The organism is Acinetobacter sp. ANC 4218 (assembly GCF_002135245.1).
GTDB lineage: Bacteria > Pseudomonadota > Gammaproteobacteria > Pseudomonadales > Moraxellaceae > Acinetobacter.
Map to the genome: position 1 here is coordinate 105,652 of NZ_NEGD01000004.1, position 26,943 is coordinate 132,594.

The following is a 26,943-nucleotide window of genomic DNA, read 5'->3' on the forward strand; positions in this document are numbered from 1 at the left end:
ACGACTTAGAGCATCACCTTGAAAAAAAACTCACAAACAGCACTCATTCACGCACCACGAAAAGCCCCACAATATATTTCTACCGTTCAACCTCCCGTGTTTCGTGCATCGACGATTATTTTTGAGAACACCGATGCACTGTTTAATCGCCACTGGAGCGATGATTATGATTATAGTTATGGCACCCACGGCACACCGACAACCTTTACTTTAGGCGACAACATTGCCCAGATCGAAGGCGGAAAATATTGCCTGCTGGCACCAAGTGGCTTATCAGCTATTAATTTAGTGAATTCATGTTTTCTTACCCAGGGGGATGAAGTCTGGGTGGCAGACAACATTTATGGTCCAAATATGGAACACCTGCATAACCTGCAAACGCGTTATGGTATTAGCATTAAAGTGTATAACCCGATTGATGCAGAGACTTTCCAGCCTACCAATAAAGCCAAACTCATCTGGTTAGAAGCAGCAGGTTCCGTGACCCTGGAATTTCCCGACCTGATCAATCTGGTGAAAAAAGCCAAAGCGCATAACATACTGACAGCACTCGATAATACCTGGGGTGCAGGGCTGGCTTTTAATGCCTTCGATTTTGGCGATGAGCATTTAAGTGTAGATGTGACCGTGCATGCATTGACCAAATATCCAAGTGGTGGCGGTGATATCTTGATGGGTTCGATAGTGACCCGTGACCAGAAACTGCATCATCAATTATTCCGGATGCATGCCATTCAAGGGATTAGTGTGTCGGGCGATGATGTGGCACAGGTACAACGTAGTCTGGCTTCAATGCAGGTGCGCTATCAACACCAGTCTAAAAGCTGTTTAACATTGCTGAATTGGTTAAAACAGCAACCTGAGTTTGTACAGGTGTTACATCCTGCCGATGCTGAATCAGCAGGACATCAACATTGGAAAGAAATTTGCAGGGAAGAATACAGTGCCGGTCTGGTCAGTGTGATTTTTAAGCCCGAATATACTCTGGAAGATATCCGTCGCTTCTGCGATGCACTGGAACTGTTTAAACTGGGCTTTAGCTGGGGCGGACCGATCAGTCTGGTCATGCTGTACAACCTGAAAGATATGCGTGTACTGGAACATTCCCACTTAAAAGAAGGACTTTTAGTCCGTTTTTGTATCGGACTCGAACATCCTCAAGATTTAATCCAGGATATCAAACAGGCATTACAGCAGTTAAACCAGCAAAAAATTAAAGAATAAAAAGGATCTACCTATCATCAGCGTCAGGAAAACGCTACCAGTACACACCCAAAAATTGTTTTACATTCACAATTTTCCCCGGCACCACGGTTTGATTGCCGGGGTAGTCGGAACTGGTAAAAAGATGATCCTCGTGTTTTGACAGAAAAATTCACCTATGGGGAGGCTGGTATTTTTTGGCTGCGGCCGAATACCCGCCTACTCTTTCTTCAATCCAATTAATTCAATGCAGCCGGAAAAACCTAACCTACTGATCAGCCATAGCGTAATTACCAGCATGGATAAACAAAGTCTGGATTTTGAATGTCTATTGAAAAGTTACAAAACCAAGTAGCAGCAAGTGCATCAAACAAAAAAGAAAAACCGCTTTAGAAAGCAGTAACCCAGCGAAGCAGAAGTTCTGTCCACACAACAGCTGCACCAATAACAGCACCTAACACTAGAGCAGAAAAAACACGCTGAACGTTCCGCCCAACAGTATAAAAAGCTGATTCAAGATACTGCCTGTACTTTTGCCATCCGTGCTACAAGCAGCTTAGGAGGCTCGACCGGGCAAAATAGTCCGCTATTTAGAAGATTCACTAATGGCAGAAAATAATCTGGTTTACAAATCAAAAGCAATCAAACCATCGGATATTCTTATATTCCATAATTTTTTTATGGTTTAACCAAAAATAGGTGTTGTAAAAAGATTTTATAACATGTATTTTGAATACATCTTATAAATAACCGCCATGAGAGATCAAACATGACTCCGCAGCAAATTGACCTAGTAAAAGCCACTGTTCCTGTACTCCGTGAAAATGGCGTAGCATTAACTGGTTATTTTTATAACCGTATGTTGGGCAATAATCCAGATCTAAAAGAAACATTTAATATGGGGCACCAGCGCAGTGGTGCACAGGCACAAGCTCTTGCAGGCGCCGTGTTGGCTTATGCTGAAAACATTGAAGATCCTTCTGTGCTTTTGCCTGTAGTTGAGTTAATCGCACACAAACACGTTAGCCTGAACATTCAAGCCCCTGACTATAATATTGTTGGTGAAAACCTGCTTCATTCCATCAGTGAAGTTCTAAGCATTTCAATGGACGATCCACTCATTGGCGCTTGGGCAGCAGCTTATGGTCAACTGGCAAACCTGTTCATCAGCACTGAAAAAGCCATTTACGATCAGCATCAACAAACCAAAGGTAGCTGGTTAGGCTGGCGTAACTTCAAGATTGCCAAGAAAGTAGTTGAAAGCGATGAAATCACCTCTTTCTATCTTCAACCTGTCGATGGCGGCGCATTGCCGAAATACGAAGCCGGCCAATATATTTCAGTGCGTGTTTTCGTTGAAGAACTTGGCTTGAAACAGCCTCGTCAATATACGCTTTCCACTTGCCCACAAGCGGATTATTTACGTATCTCGGTAAAACGTGAAGACCAAAAAGGCGACATGGTTCCAGGTTGGGTGTCGAACACCCTACATAGCTTGCCAGAAGGTTCAGAAATTGAAGTTTCTGCACCAACAGGTAACTTTTACCTGATCGACCCACATAAGCGTAATGTGTTCATTAGTGGAGGTGTAGGCCTGACTCCAATGATTGCCATGCTGAATCAGCTGGTGACTCTGGATATGCCACAGCCTATGACCTTTATCCATGCCTGCCGTAGCAAACAAGTACATGCAATGCATCAACATATTCAGGAGTTGAAAGCAAAATATCCTCGTCTTAGCACATTTACCGCTTATGAATTCCCACATTCAGGCGATAAATTAGGTGAAGATTATGATGTTGCCGGTCGCCTGGACTTAAGCACCTTGGATAGCGCATTGTTACCTGTCAATGCCGACTACTATCTGTGTGGTCCAATGCCATTTATGGCTGAACAGCAAAAGACGCTGGTTGCTCGCGGCATCCCTGCTGAAAACATTCACAGTGAAGCCTTTGGCACAGGTGGCGTAAAACACTAGCCTGTTGGGTCAGCATAAAATAAAGAGGGGGCTGGTCTAGTTATGCTAGACTAGCCCTTATCTATTCATTTTTTGAAAAATATCAGCACGATCATGCAATTAAATAAATTCACCGACTATGCTCTGCGTATCTTAATGTATATTGCCCAGCCACGGGATATGCCTTATACCATTGCAGAAATTGCCCAAGACTTGCATGTGTCTAAAAACCATTTAGTGAAAATTGTGCATTTTATGGGCAAACAGAACTGGCTGATTACCACGCGAGGCAAAGGCGGCGGTATTGGACTCAACCCCGATGCTCTTGAATTGAACCTGGGTCAAGTCGTACGTATCCTGCAAGGTGAAAACCAGATTGTCGAATGCAATACCCCACCCTGCGTACTGCGTTCTCAGTGCGGACTAAAAGGCTTTCTCGATCAGGCAGTAGAACAGTTTTATCTAAGCCTAGATCAATACACCCTAGCTCAGGTTTTAAATAACTCTCCGGCAGCCAAATACACCACTCAATCTCCAATCCAGATGATCAATCTCTAATTCCTGCGCTTGCAAAGTTCGCTTGCCCGAACGACTTCCTTTATAATGTTCGCTTGTAGATCATTTATTGAAGTTGAGTTATGCATCACAGCAGAGGAAAATCCAAAAACAGTAAGACAGCCCATGCGCCCAAGCAAAAGATCAGCTATGAGAAAAAAGTTGATCCTGCCATTACTGAGTACTCTGTTCGCGCATTGAACTGGTTGCGTAAAGCCGAATTTTTGATGAGTGCGCCAAAGCTGAGCCTTTGCGTTGAAGATACTGGTTATGAAGTCGCTTTTGCTGGACGTTCTAATGCTGGAAAATCCAGTGCGATTAATGCCTTAACCAACCAAAAACAGCTGGCACGTGCCTCTAAAAAGCCGGGCCGTACCCAAATGATTAACTTCTTCAGCCTTGGCAATCCAGAGCAGCGTCTGGTCGATTTGCCGGGTTATGGTTATGCAGCTGTACCTGAAGCAATGAAAATTGTCTGGCAAAAAGAACTGGAAAACTACCTGATTCATCGTCAGAGTTTGCAAGGTCTGGTACTGCTGATGGATATCCGTCATCCGCTGCAACATTTTGACGTAATGATGCTGGAATGGGCCTATTCACGTAAATTGTTCGTGCATGTCTTGCTGACCAAATCAGACAAACTGAATCGTGGACCGGCATCCAAAGCCTTGCAGGAAGTGAAAGCGGCATTGAAAAAAATGAAGCTGGATTTCTCCATTCAATTGTTTTCATCCCTCAACAAGCAAGGCCTCGAAGAGCTGGCCAGTGTGATGGGCGGCCGTTTGAACTTTACCCTTGAACAATCAAGCCAATTTGATCTGGACAGCATCCCTGCAGCCAGTCTTGATGATCTGGATGAACCACTCGAATCGTTAGAACTGGCAGAGGAAGAATGCGAGACTGAAATTGCAGAAGATGCTACCGATCAGAGCCGACAAGCGGATTAATCGGGTCTGTCTGACAAAAATCCTCATCCATTGATATTCCTGTGTCCTGTATTGCTCATCACAATGCGGGACATTTTTTCATACTGACCTTAAGCTCAACTACAGTACTGCACAGAAAAATAATAAGGACAGTATGATGAAACTTCTCTCCCGTTTAAGGAACATCAAACTCAGCTGATTCATGAGCAATTCTATTCATCTGCCCAAAGTGACCTAGTCCTTTTTATCATCCATATAACACTAAAATTTCTGTATACAATTTCCACACAGTCGGGTTTTATGTCCTGCTTTTGATTTGTTCTAAGATAAAAGTTCAGGAAAACAACAATAAGGATAACCCTATGCAAGCACGGATTTCAGTCATTACTCTCGGAGTGCGTGATCTGGAAGCATCTCTGCATTTTTATCGCGACGGCTTGGGCCTACACTGTGAAGGAATCATGGGGCAGGAGTTTGAATATGGTGCGGTGGCCTTTATTGAACTACAGCCAGGCCTGAAACTCGCTTTATGGCCGCAAAGCAGCATTCAACAGGATACCGGACTGGAACTGACGCCGATGTGCGCCACTCAAATGACCTTGGGGCAAAATGTCTATAGCCCACTGGAAGTCGATCAGGTCATGGCTCAAGCAGCACATGCCGGTGCCAGAATCATTAAACCCGCACAAGCTACCTTTTACGGTGGCTATGCGGGTTATTTCCAAGATCCCGATGGTCATGTCTGGGAAATTGTATTTAATCCCAGCTTGGAACTAGACTAATCAACTTGCGGTTCACGGCTATAACGATCGACCACGACACTGATCATCATGTCGCCCTGAACATTGACCACGGTACGCACGGTATCCAGCAAACGGTCAATCGGCAGCAAGATGGCAACGGCTTCTGCCGGTAAACCGACTGATTGCAGCACCATAATCATGGTCACCATACCGGCACTTGGAATACCCGGCGCACCCAGCGAGGCAATCATGGCAGTTGCACAGACCACCAGTTGCTGGCCCAAACTTAAGTCCAGCCCCATCAGGTTGGCAATAAAAAGTGCGGCCGCAGCTTCATACAGCGCCGTGCCATCCATGTTCAGCTGAGTGCCCAAAGGAATGACAAAGCCTGCGGTTTGTGGACGTACCTTTAAATTTTCCTGCGTGCATTTCATCGACAGTGGCATGGTGGCCGAACTGGAACTGGTGGCAAATGCGGTAATCAGCGCAGCGCGTGTACCCTTAAAGAAAGTGATCGGACTCATCTTGCCAAAAATCCATAGCAACAAAGGCAACACCACCGCACCATGAAAAATGGTGGTGCCTGTCACCACTGCGGCAAATTCCGCCAGACGGCTTAACACGGAAATATCTTCGGTTGAAATCAGTTTCGCCAGTAAGGCAAAAATCCCCAACGGTGCCAGCTTCATCACCCAGCTAATCATCAGCATCATGATGTCAAAAAATTGCAGGCTTAATTTACGCACACTGCGGAAATTATCTCCGCCTTTGACCAGAGCCACGCCAATAAACAGGGCAAATACCACTACCGCTAGCACATTGCCTTCAGCAAAGGCTTTAAAAGGATTAATCAGGGTATTTTGAATAAAATTGGTGAAGAAGGACGATGGCGTTAAGGTATCGGGCGTTTGATGACTGTTCATGGCATCCTGAAACATCACAATATCTACGCCCTTGCCTACATTAAACAGATGCGCACAGCTTAAGCCTAAAATGAGCGCTAAGGTGGTGGTAGTGACACAGCACAGTAGAGTGATTTTCCAAACTCGGCCCAACTGTCCACCGGCCTGCAAATTCGAAACCCCGACCACAATCGAACTAAAAATCAGTGGAATCAGCAGCATTTTTAATAAACCAATAAAAATGCTGCTGGCTAGGCCCAAACCATAGAGGCTGATATCGAAAAACTGGGTATTTGGAAACAGGTTTAACAGAAACCCAAATGCCACCCCTAAAATCGCAGCAATCAATATTTGTGTATTTAAGCTCATCACGACATGCTTTTTATCATTAAGTCCTGTCAGGCACTATGCCATGGCCTATTTTTAGAATCGAGGAATTTTTTGTCACAAGCTCAGCATAAATAGATTAAAGCCAGTGGCTCACTTTGTCTGAATCAACAATACCTTGAGGAACTGATGGCATAAAATCTGCTTATGAATAAATACTCATCCAGCCAATAATTAAAAGAGAATCGATATGAAAAAAATCATGCTTATGACCGTGCTACTTCTGCATATTCCCTTGGCATTTGCCCATCCAAACCATGGCTGCCATAAAGACATCTCCGAGGATATCCCTCGCTGCCACTAAATCACAATGATCAAGACAAGCATAAAAAAACCGGACAGAAGCTCCGGTTTTTTATGCCATTTTGAGCCTTATTGGGTTTCAATTTCACGCAAGCGGATCAAACCTTCCTGAGTGGTGCTGCACACCAGCTCACCATTTTGCCACATACGGCCAAAATTCAGTCCGCGCGAACTGGCACTAATGGTGGCCTCCATATCATAGAGCATCCATTCATCAACACGGAATGGCTTATGGAAATACATGGCATGGTCAATGCTGGCACATTGCAGGCTTGGGGAAATATAACTTAGACCGTGTGGACGCAAAGCCGTAGTCATTAAGGTAAAGTCCGAGTAGAAAGCCGCAATAGCCTGATGCAATGAAATTTCATCAACCTTCTGGGAAATCTGACCATGGGTGCGGATATAGTGAGCGTATGATGGGGCTTCAGGCTGTGGCTGGAATGGATTTTGTGGATTGACCGGACGAATGTCCACATGACGGTCACGCATAAAACTGGCACGCACATTTTCCGGCACAAATTCGACCAGCTGTGCTTTGAGCTCTGCTTCACTTTTCAGGTCTTCAACCGCAGGATATTCCGGTTCAGAAATCTGATAATTCAAGCCTTCTTCCGGGCTGGCAAATGAAATCATGGCGGTAAAAATCGTCCGCCCATGCTGAATGGCACGCACCTGACGACTGACAAAACTCTTGCCATCACGCAATCGGTCCACTTCATAAATAATCGGTGCGTTGACATCTCCGCCATATAAAAAATAGGCATGTAATGAATGTGCCGGACGATCTGCGGTATAGGATGCCGCGCGTAAGGCCTGCCCCAACACCTGCCCACCAAAGACCCGCTTACCGACCAGATTACGGCTTTGCCCCCGGTAAATATTTTCTTCAATTTTTTCAAGACTTAGTAATTCAACCAGCTCTTGGGTTAAGGCATTCATAAGCAACCTGTTTTAATGTGGGATACCTAAAATCTAGGCGAAAAATTTCAATCAATCAGCTAAGCTATAATTGCTATTCTGCCACAAATCCCGACTAAAGCCCTACAGTTCAACTGACTGGCCTGTCATGCGATTTGTGCTGAATATTCGCTAAAAATACGATTTTTAACGATAAAATTTAACACTCAATATGCATTTTGTCAGAAAATGACATATTGTTTTCAATTACAATACTACAAAACTATTTCCCCTCAGAAAATCTGTGGTTTCGGTCATTTAAGTAGGAGTATGTATGTCCAAGAGTGGCTTTGGTCAAATCTATCGTCAGCTTTCCAGTAAGCTGCTTGACCTGGTGGTAACCCCACATGTTCTTGGTGAGGTTCCTACTGAACCGACAACTACAGAAGTAAATTCCCGGACAGAGCAAACTGTTCAGCAAAAAGTGGTGTGCTATGTATTACAAAATTATTCACGTAGCAATGCGTTGATTGTCGATGGCGAAACTCGCCGTCTGAAACTGTCACCGGCATTAGATCCGCTGGTGGTGGGTGATCATAAAGAAAAAGCATCAGTACTGTTCTTGCAGCATCATGATGAAAACAATTTACTCAATCCGCCACTGCATGCCTTTCCGCCACGCTTATTGCGCCTGATCGACATTCTGGAACATCATCCTCAGGTTGATATTGAACTGATTCCGGTTACCGTATTATGGGGACGTTCACCAGACAAAGAAGATTCCTGGCTGAAACTGCTATTTACCGACACTTGGGCAACACCAGGTACGGTTAAACAGCTGGTGAATATTGGCCTGCATGGTCGCCAATCCTATCTGGAATTCCATCAAGGGCAGTCTTTACGCCAGCTGATCGAATTTGCCAAACAAACCCATCCGAACCTGTCACCTGCGACGTATATTCTTAACAAACTAAACAACTATTTAGATGGTCAGCGTGAAGTCGTGCTCGGCCCGGATCTTTCAGATCGCCGCAATGTGATGCATTCACTGATCAAATCTACTGATGTGCAGGATGCCATCCGCCGTGAAAGCATCCGTGGCAAAATCAGCATGATTGAAGCTGAACGTCGTGCCATTGGCTATTTAAACGAGATTGTATCGGACTATTCACATTCGGCCGTGCGTTTTGCCGATATGGCGCTGACCCGTTTATGGACCCAGCTCTATGATGGCGTAGAGGTGCATAATTTCAGTACCGTGCGGGAACTGGCCAAAGACTACGAGATTATTTATACTCCTTGTCACCGCAGTCATATTGACTATTTATTACTGTCTTATGTGATTTATAAACGCGGCATGATGGTGCCGTACATTGCCGCCGGCGATAACCTGAACATGCCTTTTGTCGGTCAGTTATTACGTGGTGGCGGTGCTTTCTTTATTCGCCGTACTTTCCGCGGTAATGGTCTATATACTACTGTCTTTAAAGAATATCTTTTCAATATTCTGTCCCGTAACACGCCCCTGGAATACTTTATTGAAGGCGGCCGTTCGCGCACAGGACGTTTACTGCCAGCCAAAACCGGCATGCTGGCCATGACGGTTCACGGGCATTTGCGTGGCCGTTCTAAACCGATCGTGTTTGTACCGACGTATATTGGCTATGAACGCCTGATGGAAGGGGCCACTTATGTCGGCGAAATGAACGGTAAAGATAAAGAATCCGAATCGATCATGGGGATTGTAAAAACCCTGCGCAAAATCGAACGTATCTTTGGCCAGGTGCATGTGAACTTTGGTGAGCCGGTATTCCTCGATGACATGCTGAAACAGCATGGTGCGGAAAATATTAAAATTGCCAAGAATGATGATCCGATTCCGCAAGAAGTGTCTGATACAGTAAACAGTGCTGCGCATGCGATTCTGGAAAACATTAACCGTGCCGTGGTGATCAATCCGGTATCGCTGCTTTCGCTAATTCTGTTGGCCACGCCTAAACACACGCTGGATGAAGAAATCTGCATCAAGCAACTGGATGCCTACCGTAAGTTATTGACTGCATTGCCTTATGACACACGTACTCAGGTAACACCGCTTTCAGGCAAAGAAATTATTGCCTACGGTTTAAAACTGAAACTGATTAAACGTGTGAAGCATGTCCTGGGCGATATCATTGCCATTGAAGACAATCAAGCAGTATTGCTGACTTATTTCCGTAACAACATTCTGCATGCCTTCGTGTTGCCGTCACTGATTGCTGCGCTGGTTGAACATAACGGTTCGATTCGCCGTGGCGATTTGATCAATGTCATCCGCACCCTTTATCCATTTTTGAAAGCGGAACTGTTCCTGAAATGGAAAGATGAAGAGCTGAAAGATCAGATCTGTGCTTATGCAGAAGCGCTGATTCAGGCCAAACTGATTGCTGAAGATAGCGAGGGCAACCTGCTTTCCCCTGCACCCAACTCGGAAGATCACAACCAGCTGGTGGTACTTGCTGCGCCTGTGATGCAGAGTCTGGAACGTTACTACATGACGCTGGCTTTAATCACCCAGCGTGGTTCAGGCAACATCTCTACCCGTCAGGTGGAAGAGCTGAGTCATCTGGTTGGTCAACGTTTGTCGGTACTGTATGAGTTCAACTCACCGGAGTTCTTTGATAAATCGCTATTCCAGAGTTTCATTAAAGTGCTGACTCAGCAGGGCTATATCCGTAACAATGAAGATAACGCCATTGTGTTTGACGAGAACTTCCAGAACGTGGCTCAGTACGCCAATCTGGTACTGGATGATGTGACCTTGCAGATGCTTCAGCACATTACTGCCTTCAGCGATGAAGAGCTGAAAGAAGCGTTGGATGCCGTTGCGGCGCAGCAAGCGAAACGCCGTTTGAAACGCAAGAAGAAATAATCTTCCTTCTCCGTTCGCTCTCCTTTTAGGAGAGGGCTAGGGAGAGGTCTGTTAAATACTCTCCTGAGCTATTATAAAGCACAAGTGAGGGTCCGGGAGAGGTTAATTAAAGAACCCTCCTCCTAACCTCCTCCCATAGGGAGGAGGGACTTCAAATATCAAGGGACATTCACTCCGTCTTTAATAATTCCGCATAATCCCTAAAACAATCCTCATGCTCTAGCTGGAATCCAGTTTTCTCCATTCGATTGGCAAAAATCCGTTTCCCTGTTTCCTTCTGACTTTCCACAACCAGTTCAGGCAAATTGAGTTGCTGCTGAAACCACTGAATCACTTCATGTAAAGGTATAGGCTGATTATTGGTACAAATATAAGATTTTTCCGGATGTTCCACGTGAATCAAATGCACTAGAAACCGGGCCAGATCATCGATATGAATCCGGTTAGACCAGTGAATTTGAGGATAGCTTTGGGTCGTTTCAGCCAGCTTGATCATCCTCGCTACAGATGTACCATAAATCCCTGTAGGACGAATGACTATGCAGCGTTCAGCGAATACCTGTTGATAGAGCTGCTCCATCTTCCAGAGTAATCTACCCTGCTCATCCACAGGTTGAATAACAGATTCATCATCAATCCGCTCACCCGCATTTTCACCATAAACCCGAGTTGACGACACCACCACAATTTTTTGCACTGGATGGGACTTTAAGGCTTGAACAATCGGAGCAACCGAATCGACATAAGTCTGTTGATAGCCTTCCACAGTACTTTGTGACGGCGACAATAAAACATAGACCCAATCTATGGGTGGAAGATGCGTTAAATTCAGCTGATGCACATCCTGAATCAGATGAGTCGCATAGTGATCGGTTTTCGGACTTTGGCTGATTGTGGTAATTTGGTGCCCTTGCTGAAATAATTGTTTAGCAACACGGGTAGATGTTTGACCATAACCTATAAATAATATATGCATTAAGCACCTGATGATTTAACTCAAGTTGAGGGCGAATGGCTGCAGTCCATCAATTACAAGGGGTAGGAACTGCCTCTGCTGCACTACTGGAAAAACTGAATATTTTTACGACAGATGATTTGCTGTTTCATCTACCGCGTGATTATGAAGATCGTAGCACGATCATCCCCATGAACCAATTGGTCGTGGGGCGTAGCTATTTGCTTGAAGGTATTGTGAAAGGGGTCGACTTCCCACCGGGTAAACGCAAATCTATGGCCATACAGCTACAGGATGATTTCGGCAAAGTCACCTTACGTTTTTATCATGTCTATAAAGCCCTGACCGATCGAGCCAAAGTCGGCAACCGCTTGCGCATTTTTGGTGAAGTTCGTGTCGGTGCACGTGGTCTGGAACTGTATCATCCTGAAATTCAGCTGATTACCGAACATACGCCCCTACCGAAAACCCAGCTTACTGCCATTTATCCAGCAACAGAAGGTTTAACCCAGCCCAAGCTGCGTGAATATGTTAAACAGGCACTAAAACAGCATAGTGATGAGCTGCCAGAATTATTGCCGGAAAAATTCACCAATGGTTATGCGCTAAAACAGGCACTGCAATATATTCATGAACCGCCACTGAATGCCAATATGCTACAGCTGGCGCAAGGTTCTCATCCGGCCCAGCAGCGGCTGATTTTTGAAGAGCTGGTGGCCCATCAGATCAGTCTGCTCTCACGGCGTGCCTATATCCAGCAGATTGCCGCCCCCTCTTTTAGCCCAAGTAAAAATTTTGCCAAGCAGTTATTGGCTGGCTTGCCTTTTGAAATGACCGGTGCACAAAAACGGGTCTCCAAAGAAATTATGCAGGACTTAAAACAGAACAAGCCGATGCTACGTCTAGTTCAGGGTGATGTGGGTGCTGGTAAAACACTGGTGGCTGGCGTTGCTGCCTGTCATGCGCTGGAAGAAGGCTGGCAAGTGGCACTGATGGCACCAACGGAAATCCTGGCGGAACAGCATTATCTGAACTTTAAAAAATGGTTTGAGCCTTTAGGTCTGAATGTATCCTGGCTTTCAGGCAAACAGAAAGGTAAAGCTCGTGCAGCAGCTGAGCAAACCATTAAACAAGGCATAGCCAATCTGGTGGTAGGTACTCATGCCCTGTTTCAGGAAAATGTCCAATTTGCCAAACTCGGTCTGGTGATTATTGATGAGCAGCATCGCTTTGGGGTCGATCAGCGACTGGCACTACGCAATAAAGGTGCCAATAACATGACCCCACATCAACTGGTCATGACTGCTACCCCTATTCCACGCACGCTCGCCATGTCTGCTTATGGTGATCTGGATACTTCGGTGATTGACGAACTGCCACCGGGCCGCACCCCAATTCAGACCGTCACCATTCCTTTGGACCGCCGTGAAGAAGTGCTACAGCGTATTGCTACAAACTGTGCTGAAGGCAAACAGGCCTATTGGGTCTGCACGTTGGTAGAACAGTCGGAAACGCTGGATGCACAGGCTGCTGAAGCGACTTATCAGGAAATTAAGGAACGCTTTCCGCAGCTCAACATTGGTCTGGTGCATGGCAAAATGAAAGCCGATGAAAAACAATCCGTAATGCAGCAGTTTAAAGACAATCAGTTGCAACTTTTGATTGCTACTACGGTCATTGAGGTTGGCGTGGATGTTCCAAATGCATCCATCATGGTGATTGAAAATGCTGAACGTCTGGGACTTTCACAGCTGCATCAGTTACGCGGTCGGGTCGGTCGTGGTGCGACTGCCAGTTTCTGTGCCTTGCTATATAAAAATCCGCTTTCGCAAAATGGACAGGAACGGCTGCGGATTATGCGTGAAACCAATGACGGTTTTATCATTGCCGAAAAAGATCTGGAAATTCGCGGGCCGGGGGAATTGCTCGGCACCAAGCAAACCGGTGACATGGGCTTTCGGGTCGCCAAGTTAGAACGTGATGATCATTTGCTCAATCAGGCACATTATGTCGCGCAGCAAATCCTAAAAGACTATCCAGACAATGCAGAAGCCCTGTTAAAACGCTGGTTACCTGAAGCCCCTCGCTATGCCTATGTATAAAAATAATGTAAGACACCTATAAAATAACAGGCTGAGTCGGTTATTTATTATCGTATAAGTGGCATGGATGCTGCCGATCTTGAAACCACCAATAAACTGTGCAAAATAAAGTTAAATAAAAAGAAGAAGAAAACATGCTGCAATTGATTCACCCCTTACTGCACAAAGCCATGCAGAGCCTTTTCCCCTGTGTACTTTGTGGCATAGACCAGCAACGTCATCATTCAGTCTGTACAGATTGCTGGCAACAATTGCCCTGGTTGAAACAGACCATCCGACGACAGGAAATGGAGATTCAGGTGGCCTGTCATTATGCCTATCCGATGGATCGCATCATTCAAAAATTCAAATATGAACAACAGCTGCACTTTCAAAATCTGCTTGTGGGCTCACTTATCGGTCTCAAACTTCCCAAAATCCAAGCCATTGTCCCGATGCCCATTTCCCATCAGCGTTTGGCAGAACGTGGTTATAACCAGTCTTTGGTGCTTGCGAAACTCCTGGCAAAACAGCTGAATATTCCAGTCTGGCAACCGGTTGCACGACTGGCCCAACATTCGCAAAAAGGCTTGAGCCGGATCGAACGGCTGGATCAAATTGACCAGCAATTTGTGATTACCACAAAGACCCGTGTGCGTTACCGCAAAGTGCTGATGCTGGATGATGTAGTCACGACTGGCAGTTCGCTACATGCTTTAAAACAGAAACTTGAAGCATTAGGCTGTCAAAAAGTTTATGCAGCCTGTATTGCCAGTGCAGAGATTTAATCTTTGGAAAGGACATACGGATTTTCCCCTTATCTCCCAGGGAGGTGTCGGCTCACCCTTGAGGGAAGAATCCTTTTGCCAATCAGGACATCGTGCTTTGTGTTAAAAACCGCCTCACCCACGGCATGACAATTTCACGGGTTAAAGGTGCTAATGGGGTAGTTTGATCCTCCAGATCGACCCACTTCATTTCGGCAATTTCTGCGGCAATTTTCGGGGCATGATCTAAAGTCACATAATACAAATAACTCACCAGCTGATGATCCGGCTCGTTGGCAGTGGCAGTTTCAAAACGACCGATGAATTGCTCAATCGAGGCCCGACAGCCTATTTCTTCCTGAATTTCACGCAGCATTGTGATTTCGGGTGGCTCATGGGGTTCAAGCTTGCCACCCACCTGCATAAAGCAGGACGTGTTACGTTTACGCACCACTAACAGTTGCTGTTGATCATTTAAAATAATGGCCGCCGCCACAGTAATGATATTCATGCATGTTTCACCAAAATTTCTTGATCAGCCATACCCCATTTCGGTTGTGGCGCTCGAAAAGCATCAAATTGTTGCAAAATCTCTTCAATGGAGTCCGAAGCAATCATACTGTCTGCAAAACGTGGCTGAGTAAAACCTTTTGCTGTGGTCAACTGAATAAATTTCAGCAAATCATCGTAAAATCCGGCCACATTTAAAAATGCACAGGGCTTTAAATGAATACCGAGCTGTGACCAGGTCCATTGCTCAAAAATCTCTTCCAGCGTACCTGCACCACCCGGCAAGGCAATAAAGGCATCAGAAAGTTCCGACATCCTGGTTTTACGTTCATGCATATTCGCAACCACATGCAATTCGGTTAAATGCGGATGAGCCAGCTCATGATCCACCAACACCCTTGGGATTACCCCAATGACTTTGCCACCTGCCTGTAAAGCACTATCGGCTACCATACCCATCAAGCCAGAACGGCCACCGCCATAGACCAGCGTTTTACCTTGCCGAGCAAGGGTTTGTCCCACTTTTTGTGCGGTATCTAAAAAAATCGAATCGGTACCTAAAGCTGAGCCACAAAAAATTGCGATCGATTTCGTCATTGTTTCAGCCTGTTTTGCAGATGTCATATTAATAAAGTAAATTTTCAGGAGATTTTTTAATAAAAAAGCGATTGAATCAGTGTTTTTATTCAATTCCTTGTCTAAAATACACCCATCAATTCACCTATACTGCGCAGGGAAAAGACAGCATGCTTGAAGCCTTTTACGCCACAGAGCGCGGTAGTTTGGAAGATGCCACCATCAATGGTGGTTTTGATCTCCACCCGGATTTAGTGTGGATCGATCTCATTGCCCCATCACAAGAAGAACAACAATGGGTCTTAGATGCTTATGAGCAAAATTTACCGACGCTAAAATCCTTGGAGGATATTTCTTCATCGGCACGATTTTACCGTGATGATGATGGTATTTTACATATCAGCACCTACTTTTTGACGAAAAATAAAAATTTTCAGGTCGATGGCGAAACCGATGACAACTCGAGCATTTTGGCAACCGTGCAAACGGTAGCCTTTATTTTGCATAAACAACACCTGTTTACCCTGCGTGGTGAAAAACTGGTGGCCTTTCGTGCTTTCCGTGCCCGTGCCCGCCGCAATGACTATGAGATTGACTATAAAGACCCGACCTGGGTCTTGCTTGGTTTGCTAGAAGCCAAACTGGATGAACTTGCGGATATCCTGGAAGATATCCACAAGGATCTAGAAAAGTACTCTACCGAAGTGCTCAACAACCGCCATCGTGAACAGATTCTCGATCTGGATGACATGATTACCCGTCTGGCACAATTGGAAGACATACTTGGAAAAGCACAATTGTGTTTAATCGATTTGCGCCGTGTCCTGACTTTCCTGTCCCGTCCACGTGCGTTGGGCAGTCATATTTATGATGCCGATATTCGGGAACTGAGCGAAGACGTTCGATCTCTGGTCGAACATGATGCCTTCCTGTTCCAGAAGGTTCGGTTCTTGCTGGATACCACCTCGGGATTCATTAATACCGAACAGAACGATACCATCCGTCGCTTCTCGATCTTGCCAAGTATGCTTGCGCCGCCGATGCTGGTTGCCAGTGTGTATGGCATGAATACCGATGTACTGCCCTTTGCACGAGGAACTACCAGCTTCATTATGGTCAGTATTATTTTAGCGGCTTTCTTTATTGGACCGCTGGCCTATTTCCGCTGGAAGAAATGGATTTGAGGCATCATTTATCCTCCCTCCTTCCAGGAGAGAGTTAGAGGGAGGTATTTTAAATCCCATCAATTTCATTACTTATCTAAGCTGCTTTACTCGCCAATCTAGCTACAGGAAGAAATCTAGAATTCTAATTTTATCCCCTCTCTCTAACTCTCTCCCTGAGGGAGAGAGGACTGCTCAATATTCATCTCTTACAAGCTCAGCTCAATAAAAAAGCATCTTCCGGTGCTTTTTTATTGGTTTAGCCAATCAATTGCAGATCATCTTGCAAATGACAGGCCTGAATGATTTTCATCATTTTCTCAGGGACTGCTTTAAATTGCAGACCCTGAGCTTTCGGGGTCTGACGCAACCAACGCACCAGTACTGCCAGTGCCAGCGTACTGCCCTGTTCCAGCTCTGCCAGATTGACCACCACCGGAAACTGATGCTGCGATTGAATCAGTTTCAAACCTTGCTGGTAATAGTCCTCTGCATTAGCATAATCTATTTTGCCGGAAACCTGCAATTCCTGATGAATGAATTGAATCACTGAACACCCTTCCCGGTTATTTTTTATTTACAGATGCATCTGGTTGGAAGTTCGCAATAGCTTTATCGATATTGCCACCATTACGTTTTACCGTTGCAGCAAACTGATTACGGAACTGTAAACCTAAATCAATACCCGCTACATTGATATTACGCACTTTCCATTGATTGCCTTTATCCACCAACTGGAAAGAGACCGGAGTTTTTTCACCTTTGTTGTTGAAATCAATCGTGACCACCGGATTTTTGCTATTGGTTTCTTTATATGGACGCAGGCTATAAGTCTGATTGGTATATTTAGCAAACGCTGTACCGTAATTTTCGATTAAAGTTTCACGAAAATTGTGTTCAAACTTGGCACGCTGAGCAGCCGTACTATACTGATTGGTGGCATAGGTTCCCATCACCAAACGGGTAAAGGCTTGTGAATCAATATAAGGATCAAGGTTTTGACGCACAATCGCTTTCACTGCAGCAGGATTGTTTTGCAATTTTGCCTGATCCGCTTTTAAACGGCTAATCAGACCATCCGCCACTTTTTTTACAAAAGCTGGTGGAGTTTCAGCTGGTTGTGCAAAAGCAGCACTCGCCATCATTGTTGATAAAACACTTATGCCAAGTGTATGTTTAAGTAAGGTATTCACTAAATTCTCCTCTCCAAATTATTCAACAAATGAAGTTTGCGCATCTTCTGTTGATTCAGTTGATGTTTTTTCTTCCGCCGCTTTCGCTGATGACTTGCCCGCACCGCCAGTAATGAACTTGCTGATCAGATCTTCAAGATCCATGGTGCCTTGAGTATTGGCAATGCTTTCACCACGTTTGATATAGTTCAGGCCACCACCTGGTACCACTTTCAAATATTTTTCGCCCAATAAACCATTTGTTGCAACCATAATGTAAGCATCTTCATCAATACTGGTGATGGAGTTCATGTTAACAACAAGTTGCTTTTCCATTTCTTTTTGTTTCGCAGGATCCGCTTCACTGTATTCTGTGCTATAGCGCAATTCTTCCAAAGCATTGGCTTGAACCTTTTTCAGCTGTTCTTTGTTGAAAGACGTTAACTTGCCATCCAGCTCGAAATACACCGTTGCCAAACGCGATACCGGATCAAGGGTAATATCGGTAACACGACCAATGGTGACACCACTCATGGTCACTTTGGCACGCGGTTTCAGACCGTTCACATTGTCAAAACTCGCAGTCATGTTATAGCTGTCACGCAGGTTGGTTCCCATCAGGCCACTGACTTTCATGGCCAAGAAAAATAACGCAATACCGGTAAGAATGACAAAAATACCTACGGCCAGCTCACTTGCACGTGATTTCATTAAACACCTCCAAACATGACCGCAGTCAACACAAAATCAGAACCCAAAACACACAATGAGGAATACACTACTGTTCGCGTAGTCGATGTTGCAATCCCTTCTGAAGTTGGCACACAGGCATAACCCTGATAGACCGCAATCCAGGTACAAAGCAATGCAAAAACCAGGCTTTTAATAATGGTGCCATTGAAAATATCTTTATAGAACTGCACGCTATTTTGCATGCCACTCCAGAAAGAACCTTCATCTACCCCTAAAAAATCGACGCCGACCATTTTACCGCCCATGATGCCGATGGCACCAAAAATAATCGATAACATCGGCAGACTGACAATACCAGCCCATAAACGCGGGGAAACAATACGCTTTAGCGGATCGACCCCAATCATTTCCATACTGGCCAGCTGCTCTGTGGCTTTCATCAGGCCAATTTCAGCCGTTAAAGCTGAACCAGCACGCCCTGCAAACAGCAATGCTGCTACTACAGGAGCCAGCTCTCTTAATAAGGTTAAAGACACCATGGTGCCCAGCATGGCTTCTGAGCCGATATTGACCAAAATGGAATAGCCTTGTAAGCCCAGTACCAAACCAATAAATAAACCCGATACGGCAATAATCAATAAAGACATCACACCAATACGGTACATTTGGTAAATAAACAGTTTGACCCCGAGCAAGGTCGGCATGGAAAACAGGATTTGCAGCAACATCTGGGTTGCCACCCCTATCCCCTGAACGCGTTCAATGACGCGTCTACCTAATGAGGCAATAGCATTCATGAACGCACCTCATCACTTAAATAAGCCGTATGGCTAAACTGATAATCGACAGGACCTTCAGCAGCACCAGTTAAGAACTGACGGACAAATGCCGATTCATGTTGCATTAATTCAGCCGGCGTGCCTTCACCCTGAATAATCCCTTCCGCGATAATATAGATGTAATCGGCAATAGATAGGGTTTCTCCCACATCGTGCGACACAATAATCGTGGTTAAATCCAGTGCTTCACGCAAGGTACGAATTAAACGGGCAAGTACCCCTTTTACAATCGGATCTTGTCCGGCAAAAGGTTCATCGTACATGATCAGTTCCGGATCCAGTGCAATGGCGCGAGCCAAGGCCACACGACGGTTCATCCCGCCTGACAGCTCTGAAGGCATCAGCTTTTCAGTACCCCGCAAGCCTACCGCTTCCAGTTTGAGTGCCACCAGCTCGGCAATCAGATGTTCCGAAAGTTGCGTATGTGCACGTAACGGAAAAGCCACGTTTTCATAGACGCTCATATCGGTAAACAGCGCACCGCTTTGGAACAGCATACCCATACGTGCACGTGCAGCAAATAATTCCTGACGTGACATATCTGCAATACTTTTGCCATCCAAGAGAATTTCACCATGCTCAGGCGTCAACTGACCACCAATCAGACGCAGCAACGTGGTTTTTCCCGTACCTGAAGGCCCCATAATCGCGGTAATCTGGCCACGCCGAATTTTTAAACTGACATTATCGAAAATGACACGTTTCCCTCGTTTAAAACTCAAATCATGGACTTCAATCCAAGATTGAGCTTGCTGAGGTATTTGATTATTCATAGCTGAGGGTTTTCCTGCATTTTTTCAGCATGCATACTATAAAGGATTCGGGTTTAAAATGTTACCTTTAGGTAAAAAGCAACCGATTTACCATAATTTTTTAATTATTTAATTGTGGTGCAATTATTTTAACAAACAGGATAATGTATTACAGAAAGCTATTATAGATATAGTATGCAATATTGATGAGTAATAAAATTAAACCAATATAAGGCATAATCACCTCTTGATTAAAATTCCAAACATAATAATTAGATTCATTATTCATATTTAACAGAATCAAGACAAACTATGAGCCAGTATACATTTCTATCCAACAAGATCAAAGATTAATCCCATAAAAAAACCGGTGTTTCCACCGGTTTTTTACTACCCAAATCTAACGTTATTAGTCGTTAAATTTGCGACGTGGGCGATCTTCACCAAAACTACGTTTAGGACGATCTTCACTGAAAGAACGCTTAGGACGATCATCACCAAACGAACGTTGTGGACGGTCACCGAAACTGCGTTGTGGACGGTCACCATTGAATTCGCGACGTGGACGATCACCTGCTGGTTTATAGTCTACGCGGTTACCACGGTTGTCATCGTTAGAACGAGGACGGTCGCCAAAACCACCTTCACGACGTGGAGCTGGACGATCACCGAAATCACGCTTCGGACGGTCATCAAAAGAACGTTGTGGACGGTCGCCAAAACCACCTTCACGACGTGGACGCTCTTCACCGCCAAAGCTACGTTGTGGACGATCGCCATTATATTCGCGACGTGGACGATCTTCACCGCCAAAGCTGCGTTGTGGACGATCACCGAAACCACCTTCACGACGTGGACGGTCGCTATTGAATTCACGACGTGGACGCTCTTCTCCACCGAATGCTGGACGTTCGCCACGTGGTTTGTCATCGTAGCTGCGACGTGGACGATCATCACCGCCTTCACGACGTTTGAAGTTACTTTCGCCTTCAAAACGTGCACGACCACCGCCATCACGACCGCCAAAACCGCCACGACCACGACCACCGCCATCACGACCGCCACGACCACGACCGCCGCCATCACGACTACCGCGTGCAGGAGGTGGAGATGGCTCAAGACCTTCAATTTCAGATACGTTCAAACGTGCTTCCAGGAAGTCTTCTAAAGCACGGATCTTGCCGCGTTCACGGTAAGTTGCAAGTGTAATTGCTTTACCAGTACGACCGGCACGGCCAGTACGACCAATACGGTGTACATAGTCTTCGTTCTTCATTGGAAGACCGAAGTTGATTACGTGAGAAATGGTTGGTACGTCAAGACCACGCGCAGCAACGTCAGTTGCAACCAGGATCTTAGCACGGCCTTCACGGATGCTGCGTAAACGACGGTTACGAACAGTTTGTGGCATAGCACCATGAAGTGCTACAACTGATAGACCTGCTTCAGCAAGTTCTTCAGCCAACATATCTGTGTCTTCTTGAGTTGACGCAAATACGACTGCTTGATCAACGTCTTCTTCGTTCAACCAGTGAGTAAGCAGTTTTTTCTTATGTTCGAAACCGTCAGTCCAATGCAAAGTCTGAGTAATATCAGTATTTGTAGAGTGACCAGTTTCAATCGAAATACGCATCGGATCATTCATCATGCGTTCTGCAAGTGTAATGATACGTGGAGCAAATGTCGCAGAGAACATTAATGTTTGTTTACGGTTTGCAGCCAAGTCACCAATAGCTTCTAGGTCTTCAGAGAAACCTAGGTCAAGCATACGGTCAGCTTCATCGACAATTAACGAATCCACTTTATCAAGTTTAATTTGACGACGGTTAACCAAGTCAAGTAAACGGCCTGGAGTCGCTACAACCACTTGTGCGCCTTTTAACTGCTGGATTTGTTTACCAAAAGGCATACCACCCATGATTGCAGCTACACGTACGCCTTTCATATGGCGAACCAAGGCAATCGCATCCTGACATACTTGCTGTGCAAGCTCACGCGTCGGAGAAATTACCAAAATAGATGGTTGAGTAATTGCTTTCATACGTTCTTTAAACGGTACGAAAGTATCTTGATTTGCAAGTGCATTCAAAGTTGGAAGCAAGAATGCAGCTGTTTTACCAGAACCAGTTTGGCTTGATACTAAAAGGTCTTTACCTTCAAGCGCAGCAGGAATCGCTTGTTCTTGTACAGGAGTTGGCGTAGTAAAGCCTAAACCTTCAAGAGCCTGTGTTAATGACTCATCGAGGGAAAAATCAGCAAAAGTTTTGCTCATAGAGAGTATTCACCCTGAAATGGGTGCTCCATTTAATAAATTACAATATGGACATCGGCAAAAAGCGGCACAGCAATTAGAGCTGAAAAAATAAGGATTCAGCAGCGATCCGAATAACGACGATGTGGATATAACGCACGCATGATTACGGCCGCAAACCTGAAGGAATCGCTTAAGCGATTGGGGCGCGAAGGATATGTCCTCTCTATGGACAGCACGCGCATACAATGATTAGAAGATAATGTTCAGGTAAAGAACGGAAATTTAAGTGCGTGCCGGCATAATAACAGAACCATTTAAAAAAGTAATCATTTTTTTCGATCAAATGATGCATACATACTGTTTTTTTCAGTAACAGTCTATTTTACAACTCAATTTTGTTTAATTTTTGAACAGGTAATATTGTAACGCTTTATCTGGATAAAAATGCGGGCAAATAGATGCTATCCGGCATTTTCATTGAATCAGGAATTTAATGCAGAAATAAAAAAAGCCCTCGCAAGGAGAGCTTTTTTGTCATGTCACTCGATTCAATCGATCTTACTTCGCTGCGTCACCCCAAGCCGGAACAACAGCTTGCATTAAAGGCTTAAGCATTTTCATAGAGCAAGCAAGTACTTGACCATTTTCCATAGAGTCGCTACCACCACGTGCATCCACTACAGTACCACCCGCTTCTTTCACGATGAGCTCGCCTGCAGCGATATCCCACGGTTTCAGACCCAGTTCAAAATAACCATCCAAACGGCCTGCAGCAACATAAGCCAAATCTAATGCAGCAGAACCTGCACGACGGTATTGTGCACCCGCTTCAGTCACGTTCAATAATGACTCAAAATGGTTTTTTGCATAAGAGATCACTTCACCGTTACGTTTAGCACGGTAAGCATGACCTACGGCAAGGAAAGTATTTTGCAGGCTGTCTTTGACATTTACGCGAATACGGCGTTGATTCAACATGGCACCGCGACCACGACTGGCAGAGAATAACTCATCTTTCACAGGGTCATAAATCACACCGTGTTGAGTCACACCTTTGTGCTGAACAGCAATAGAAATACAGAAATGCGGGAAACCGTTAATGAAGTTTAAAGTTCCATCAAGTGGATCGATCACCCAGCACCATTCAGCATCGTGACCTTTACCTTCTTGCAGACCAAACTCTTCACCAAGGAAGCTGTGGTTTTTATAGCTTTTACGTAGCGTATCGATAGTCAATTGTTCCAAATAACGGTCTACACGCGTTACCGGACCATCAATCCCTTTTTCTTCGACTTGTAGATCGAGTTTATGACGATTTTGATGCGCTTTTAAAAGCTCTTGACCAACTAATTGAGCCGCACGCGCAGCCATCACCACCATAGGTTCCATTGAACACCCACTACAAATTTGAAGATATTGATAAAGAATAATGCATAAAAGCCCTCACATTTTAACAAATACGAGGGCTTTTAGGGGAAAAATGTTTCTAAAATTTTTTAAATCGATCAGGACACCGACTGCATAAGCTTTGACCAGGCCAATTCAACTGATTTTTCAATTCCTTTGGCATCTAGCCCGGCTTGTTGCAGCATCTGTGCATGTGAAGCCTGATGCATGAAGATGTCTGCCAGCCCCAAATTCAAGATTGGTTTAACAATTTGCGCCTGCGCCAAATACTCGTTTACCGCACTGCCTGCGCCTGCCATCACGGCATGTTCTTCAACAGTGACAAATAGACTGGTTGTCGCAGCCAACTGTTCAATAATCTGCTCATCCAGCGGTTTAACGAAGCGCATATTCACCACACGCACTCCCACCTCATGGCTAGCAGCGAGTGTTTGTGCTGCTTCTACCGCTACACTGACACGGCTACCGAATGCCAGAATGCTGATCTGGTCTTCTTGAGATTCATTAAAACTGGCCACAATTTCTGCTTTACCAATCTCCAAAGCCGTCATTTGTTGCTGAATTTCAACCCCTACACCATTGCCACGCGGGTAACGTACCGCCGCTGGACCATTATATAAATAAGCAGTATGCAGCATCTGACGACATTCATTTTCATCTTTAGGCGCCATAATGACTATATTGGGTACGGTACGCATAAAGGCATAGTCATAAGCACCGGCATGGGTTGGACCATCTTCACCCACTAGCCCGGCACGGTCGATGCCAAAAGTGACATCCAGATTTTGCAAGGCCACATCATGAATCAGCTGGTCATAACCGCGTTGCAGAAAAGTAGAATAAATCGCTACGACTGGTTTTAAACCCTCACAGGCCATCCCTGCTGCCAGGGTCACGGCATGCTGTTCGGCAATCGCCACATCAAAAAAGCGTTCCGGGAACTGTTTGGCAAACTGCACCATGCCCGAACCTTCACACATAGCCGGCGTAATCGCCAGCAATCGCTGATCTTGGGTAGCTTCATCACAGAGCCATTGTCCGAACACATCGGAATATTTCGGTGCTGCATTGCTTGAAGATGCGGTATTTAATTTGCTGATGGCATGGTATTTAATCTGGTCGGCTTCTGCTGGTGCAAAACCCTTACCTTTTTTGGTATAGACATGAATTAAACGCGGACCTTTACGTTTTTTTAGGGCATTAAATACCTGTACCAATTGATTGACATCATGGCCGTCAAATGGGCCAAAATAATCAAAACCAATGGCTTTAAACAGGTTATCTGCCGCATCTGTTGCCGCACTGTGCAGACGTGAATTATAAGTCCATGCTGGATGCGGCTGCACATAGGCTTCACCTTCATCCGAAACATTAACAAATTCGCCACGTTCCCAGATGGCTGCCAGATGTTTGGCAAATCCACCGGTACTGCATGAAATGGACATGTCATTGTCATTCAGTACCACGATTAAATCTGCATTATGTGCAACGGCATCATTCATGGCTTCAAAGGCCATCCCTGCGGTCATGGCACCATCGCCAATGATCGACACCACTTCACACGGATCGTTCTGATAACGGCGTGCCAGTGCCATGCCCAATCCCGCAGAAATGGCTGTTGAAGAATGCCCCACGCCAAAAGTATCGAATATCGATTCTTCACGCGCCGGGAAGGCAGCCAAACCGTCTTTGGCACGAATGGTGGTCAACTGTTCACGGCGACCGGTCAAGGCTTTATGCGGATAGGCCTGATGCCCCACATCCCAGATCAGACGGTCATGCGGCGTATTAAAACAATAGTGCAAAGCCACAGTGAGTTCGATCACCCCCAGGTTAGCACCAAAGTGTCCACCGCTTTGTCCTGCTGCATACAAAATGTACTGACGTAACTCATCTGCCACTTGTTCTAATTGGCTGCGCTCGAGCAATCGTAATTGTTGCGGATGATCAATCGCATTCAGCAACGGAGTTACAGGTCGGTGAGTCGGTATTTCTGTATACAACATAAATGGCGAAGCCTTCTAAAGCCTGGCAAATCCTAAGCTAGGTCAATGGGTTTATTCGAGCATAATGATCGAATTGTATCACCTTTAAATCAGCCACATTTCTAGCGATGCAGTTTAGAGGCAAATCTCTACACTGGGTGTTTGTTCATGAGCGAGATTATCCTGAATAATCTTACTATTTATCAACCATTATCGTTCGCTTTATACAAAAAAGAAAATCTTCTGCATAAATTCATCTTTACAATTCAACTAATGTCCAATCATTCAGCTATACTTTAGCTAATTAATAAACTATTTAACGAGTTAAGCAGTGCCCATAGAATTTGTCGCGACTTCAAGATTACCAACCGCTTTTGGTGAATTTAAAATCACGGTATTTCAAGATCCTAAAACGGGTGAAGAACATGTAGCACTGTCTAAAGGTCTGGATATGCCGCCTGTCGGGCCGGTATTGGTGAGAATACATTCTGAGTGCCTAACCGGTGATGCCTTTGCTTCACTGAAATGCGATTGCGGCCCGCAACTGCAAGCCACCCAGAAACTGATTAATGAAGCCGGTCAAGGCGTGATTCTGTATTTACGTCAGGAAGGTCGCGGTATTGGACTAACCAACAAGATTCGTGCCTATGCCCTGCAAGATCAGGGACACGATACGGTTGATGCCAACTTGATGCTGAACTTGCCCGCGGATGCACGACACTATGACATGTGTACCATCATGCTGGATCATTTAAAGGTCAAGCAGGTTAAACTGATTACCAATAACCCTTCAAAGATTCAGGCACTACAAGAACTGGGCATTGATGTGGTGGACCGTGTGCCGCTAACTGTCGGTTTGAATCCTTTCAATGCAGAATATCTAAAAACCAAGCATGAACGCATGGCGCATATGTATAAGAAAGGCGATTTTTAAATCATCTCATCTCCTCTTTTTAAATAAATCCCTCCCTTGCGGAGCAGTGCTCCTCACCTTTAAAAAAG

23 protein-coding genes are annotated in these 26,943 nt (G+C 45.1%); 10 read left to right on the forward strand and 13 right to left on the reverse strand.

Going from position 1 to position 26,943, the window contains the following annotated elements:
- Positions 1 to 18: 18 nt before the first annotated feature.
- The 5 genes from B9T38_RS05225 to B9T38_RS05245 all read left to right on the forward strand — a co-directional run bounded on the left by B9T38_RS05225 (position 19) and on the right by B9T38_RS05245 (position 5,423).
- On the forward strand, positions 19 to 1,224 hold the full coding sequence (locus B9T38_RS05225) for a PLP-dependent transferase (protein ID WP_086195777.1): 1,206 nt from the start codon (positions 19 to 21) through the stop codon (positions 1,222 to 1,224).
- Positions 1,225 to 1,972: 748 nt separating this feature from the next.
- Positions 1,973 to 3,181, forward strand: coding sequence for an NO-inducible flavohemoprotein (gene hmpA, locus B9T38_RS05230; RefSeq protein WP_086195778.1), 1,209 nt, complete (start codon positions 1,973 to 1,975; stop codon positions 3,179 to 3,181).
- A gap of 93 nt (positions 3,182 to 3,274) precedes the next feature.
- Positions 3,275 to 3,718 carry an RrF2 family transcriptional regulator gene (locus B9T38_RS05235; protein ID WP_086195779.1) on the forward strand — a complete coding sequence of 148 codons (444 nt, stop codon included), beginning with the start codon at positions 3,275 to 3,277 and terminating at the stop codon, positions 3,716 to 3,718.
- Between the two features lie 80 nt (positions 3,719 to 3,798).
- Positions 3,799 to 4,662: a ribosome biogenesis GTP-binding protein YihA/YsxC gene (gene yihA, locus B9T38_RS05240; RefSeq protein WP_086195780.1), complete on the forward strand. Its 864-nt coding sequence runs from the start codon at positions 3,799 to 3,801 to the stop codon at positions 4,660 to 4,662.
- Between the two features lie 341 nt (positions 4,663 to 5,003).
- A complete protein-coding gene (locus tag B9T38_RS05245; protein ID WP_086195781.1) occupies positions 5,004 to 5,423 on the forward strand; it encodes a VOC family protein in 420 nt (139 codons plus the stop codon).
- Here the strand turns inward: B9T38_RS05245 and B9T38_RS05250 are convergent.
- Complete coding sequence (locus tag B9T38_RS05250) at positions 5,420 to 6,655, reverse strand: dicarboxylate/amino acid:cation symporter (protein ID WP_086195782.1); 1,236 nt, start codon at positions 6,653 to 6,655, stop codon at positions 5,420 to 5,422. The genes B9T38_RS05245 and B9T38_RS05250 overlap by 4 nt on opposite strands.
- A 390-nt stretch (positions 6,656 to 7,045) precedes the next feature.
- Positions 7,046 to 7,918, reverse strand: a complete 873-nt coding sequence (locus tag B9T38_RS05255) for an acyl-CoA thioesterase (RefSeq protein ID WP_086195783.1) — start codon at positions 7,916 to 7,918, stop codon at positions 7,046 to 7,048.
- Between the two features lie 292 nt (positions 7,919 to 8,210).
- Here B9T38_RS05255 and plsB point away from each other — a divergent pair, with 292 nt between their 5' ends.
- Positions 8,211 to 10,787 carry a glycerol-3-phosphate 1-O-acyltransferase PlsB gene (gene plsB / locus B9T38_RS05260; RefSeq protein WP_086195784.1) on the forward strand — a complete coding sequence of 859 codons (2,577 nt, stop codon included), beginning with the start codon at positions 8,211 to 8,213 and terminating at the stop codon, positions 10,785 to 10,787.
- 169 nt (positions 10,788 to 10,956) lie between these two features.
- Here plsB and B9T38_RS05265 read toward each other — a convergent pair whose 3' ends face one another.
- Positions 10,957 to 11,763, reverse strand: coding sequence for an NAD-dependent epimerase/dehydratase family protein (locus tag B9T38_RS05265; protein ID WP_086195785.1), 807 nt, complete (start codon positions 11,761 to 11,763; stop codon positions 10,957 to 10,959).
- 35 nt (positions 11,764 to 11,798) lie between these two features.
- Here B9T38_RS05265 and recG point away from each other — a divergent pair, with 35 nt between their 5' ends.
- Positions 11,799 to 13,844, forward strand: coding sequence for an ATP-dependent DNA helicase RecG (recG, locus tag B9T38_RS05270; RefSeq protein ID WP_086195786.1), 2,046 nt, complete (start codon positions 11,799 to 11,801; stop codon positions 13,842 to 13,844).
- A gap of 134 nt (positions 13,845 to 13,978) precedes the next feature.
- Complete coding sequence (locus B9T38_RS05275; RefSeq protein ID WP_086195787.1) at positions 13,979 to 14,611, forward strand: ComF family protein; 633 nt, start codon at positions 13,979 to 13,981, stop codon at positions 14,609 to 14,611.
- 82 nt (positions 14,612 to 14,693) lie between these two features.
- On the opposite strand, the gene B9T38_RS05280 is transcribed toward B9T38_RS05275, so the two are convergent.
- Together B9T38_RS05280 and B9T38_RS05285 are read right to left on the reverse strand one after the other, a co-directional pair.
- On the reverse strand, positions 14,694 to 15,101 hold the full coding sequence (locus tag B9T38_RS05280; RefSeq protein ID WP_086195788.1) for an NUDIX hydrolase: 408 nt from the start codon (positions 15,099 to 15,101) through the stop codon (positions 14,694 to 14,696).
- Positions 15,098 to 15,697, reverse strand: a complete 600-nt coding sequence (locus tag B9T38_RS05285; protein ID WP_086195914.1) for an LOG family protein — start codon at positions 15,695 to 15,697, stop codon at positions 15,098 to 15,100. The genes B9T38_RS05280 and B9T38_RS05285 overlap by 4 nt, the downstream gene beginning before the upstream one ends.
- 149 nt (positions 15,698 to 15,846) lie before the next feature.
- On the opposite strand from B9T38_RS05285, the gene B9T38_RS05290 reads away from it, so the two are divergent.
- A complete protein-coding gene (locus tag B9T38_RS05290) occupies positions 15,847 to 16,860 on the forward strand; it encodes a CorA family divalent cation transporter (RefSeq protein ID WP_086195789.1) in 1,014 nt (337 codons plus the stop codon).
- 238 nt (positions 16,861 to 17,098) lie between these two features.
- Here the strand turns inward: B9T38_RS05290 and B9T38_RS05295 are convergent, their stop codons facing one another.
- From B9T38_RS05295 to dxs, 8 genes are all read right to left on the reverse strand, one after another.
- The gene (locus tag B9T38_RS05295; protein WP_086195790.1) at positions 17,099 to 17,389 is read right to left on the reverse strand and encodes an STAS domain-containing protein; all 291 of its coding nucleotides are present in this window, start codon (positions 17,387 to 17,389) and stop codon (positions 17,099 to 17,101) included.
- 16 nt (positions 17,390 to 17,405) lie between these two features.
- Positions 17,406 to 18,032 (reverse strand): MlaC/ttg2D family ABC transporter substrate-binding protein, encoded by a 627-nt coding sequence (locus tag B9T38_RS05300; protein WP_086195791.1) that lies wholly within the window; start codon positions 18,030 to 18,032, stop codon positions 17,406 to 17,408.
- Positions 18,033 to 18,050: 18 nt separating this feature from the next.
- Positions 18,051 to 18,722: an outer membrane lipid asymmetry maintenance protein MlaD gene (gene mlaD / locus B9T38_RS05305; protein ID WP_086195792.1), complete on the reverse strand. Its 672-nt coding sequence runs from the start codon at positions 18,720 to 18,722 to the stop codon at positions 18,051 to 18,053.
- Positions 18,722 to 19,501 carry a lipid asymmetry maintenance ABC transporter permease subunit MlaE gene (gene mlaE, locus B9T38_RS05310; protein WP_086195793.1) on the reverse strand — a complete coding sequence of 260 codons (780 nt, stop codon included), beginning with the start codon at positions 19,499 to 19,501 and terminating at the stop codon, positions 18,722 to 18,724. Before mlaE ends, mlaD begins: the two co-directional genes overlap by 1 nt.
- Positions 19,498 to 20,316: an ABC transporter ATP-binding protein gene (locus tag B9T38_RS05315; RefSeq protein ID WP_086195794.1), complete on the reverse strand. Its 819-nt coding sequence runs from the start codon at positions 20,314 to 20,316 to the stop codon at positions 19,498 to 19,500. Before B9T38_RS05315 ends, mlaE begins: the two co-directional genes overlap by 4 nt.
- Before the next feature lie 388 nt (positions 20,317 to 20,704).
- Positions 20,705 to 22,567, reverse strand: coding sequence for a DEAD/DEAH box helicase (locus tag B9T38_RS05320; protein ID WP_086195795.1), 1,863 nt, complete (start codon positions 22,565 to 22,567; stop codon positions 20,705 to 20,707).
- A 540-nt stretch (positions 22,568 to 23,107) separates the two neighbouring features.
- Positions 23,108 to 23,938 (reverse strand): inositol monophosphatase family protein, encoded by an 831-nt coding sequence (locus tag B9T38_RS05325; RefSeq protein WP_086195796.1) that lies wholly within the window; start codon positions 23,936 to 23,938, stop codon positions 23,108 to 23,110.
- Between the two features lie 116 nt (positions 23,939 to 24,054).
- Complete coding sequence (dxs, locus tag B9T38_RS05330; protein ID WP_086195797.1) at positions 24,055 to 25,962, reverse strand: 1-deoxy-D-xylulose-5-phosphate synthase; 1,908 nt, start codon at positions 25,960 to 25,962, stop codon at positions 24,055 to 24,057.
- Between the two features lie 310 nt (positions 25,963 to 26,272).
- On the opposite strand from dxs, the gene ribA reads away from it, so the two are divergent.
- Entirely contained in the window at positions 26,273 to 26,875 is a 603-nt protein-coding gene (gene ribA / locus B9T38_RS05335) for a GTP cyclohydrolase II (protein WP_086195798.1), read from the forward strand.
- Positions 26,876 to 26,943 lie beyond the last annotated feature (68 nt).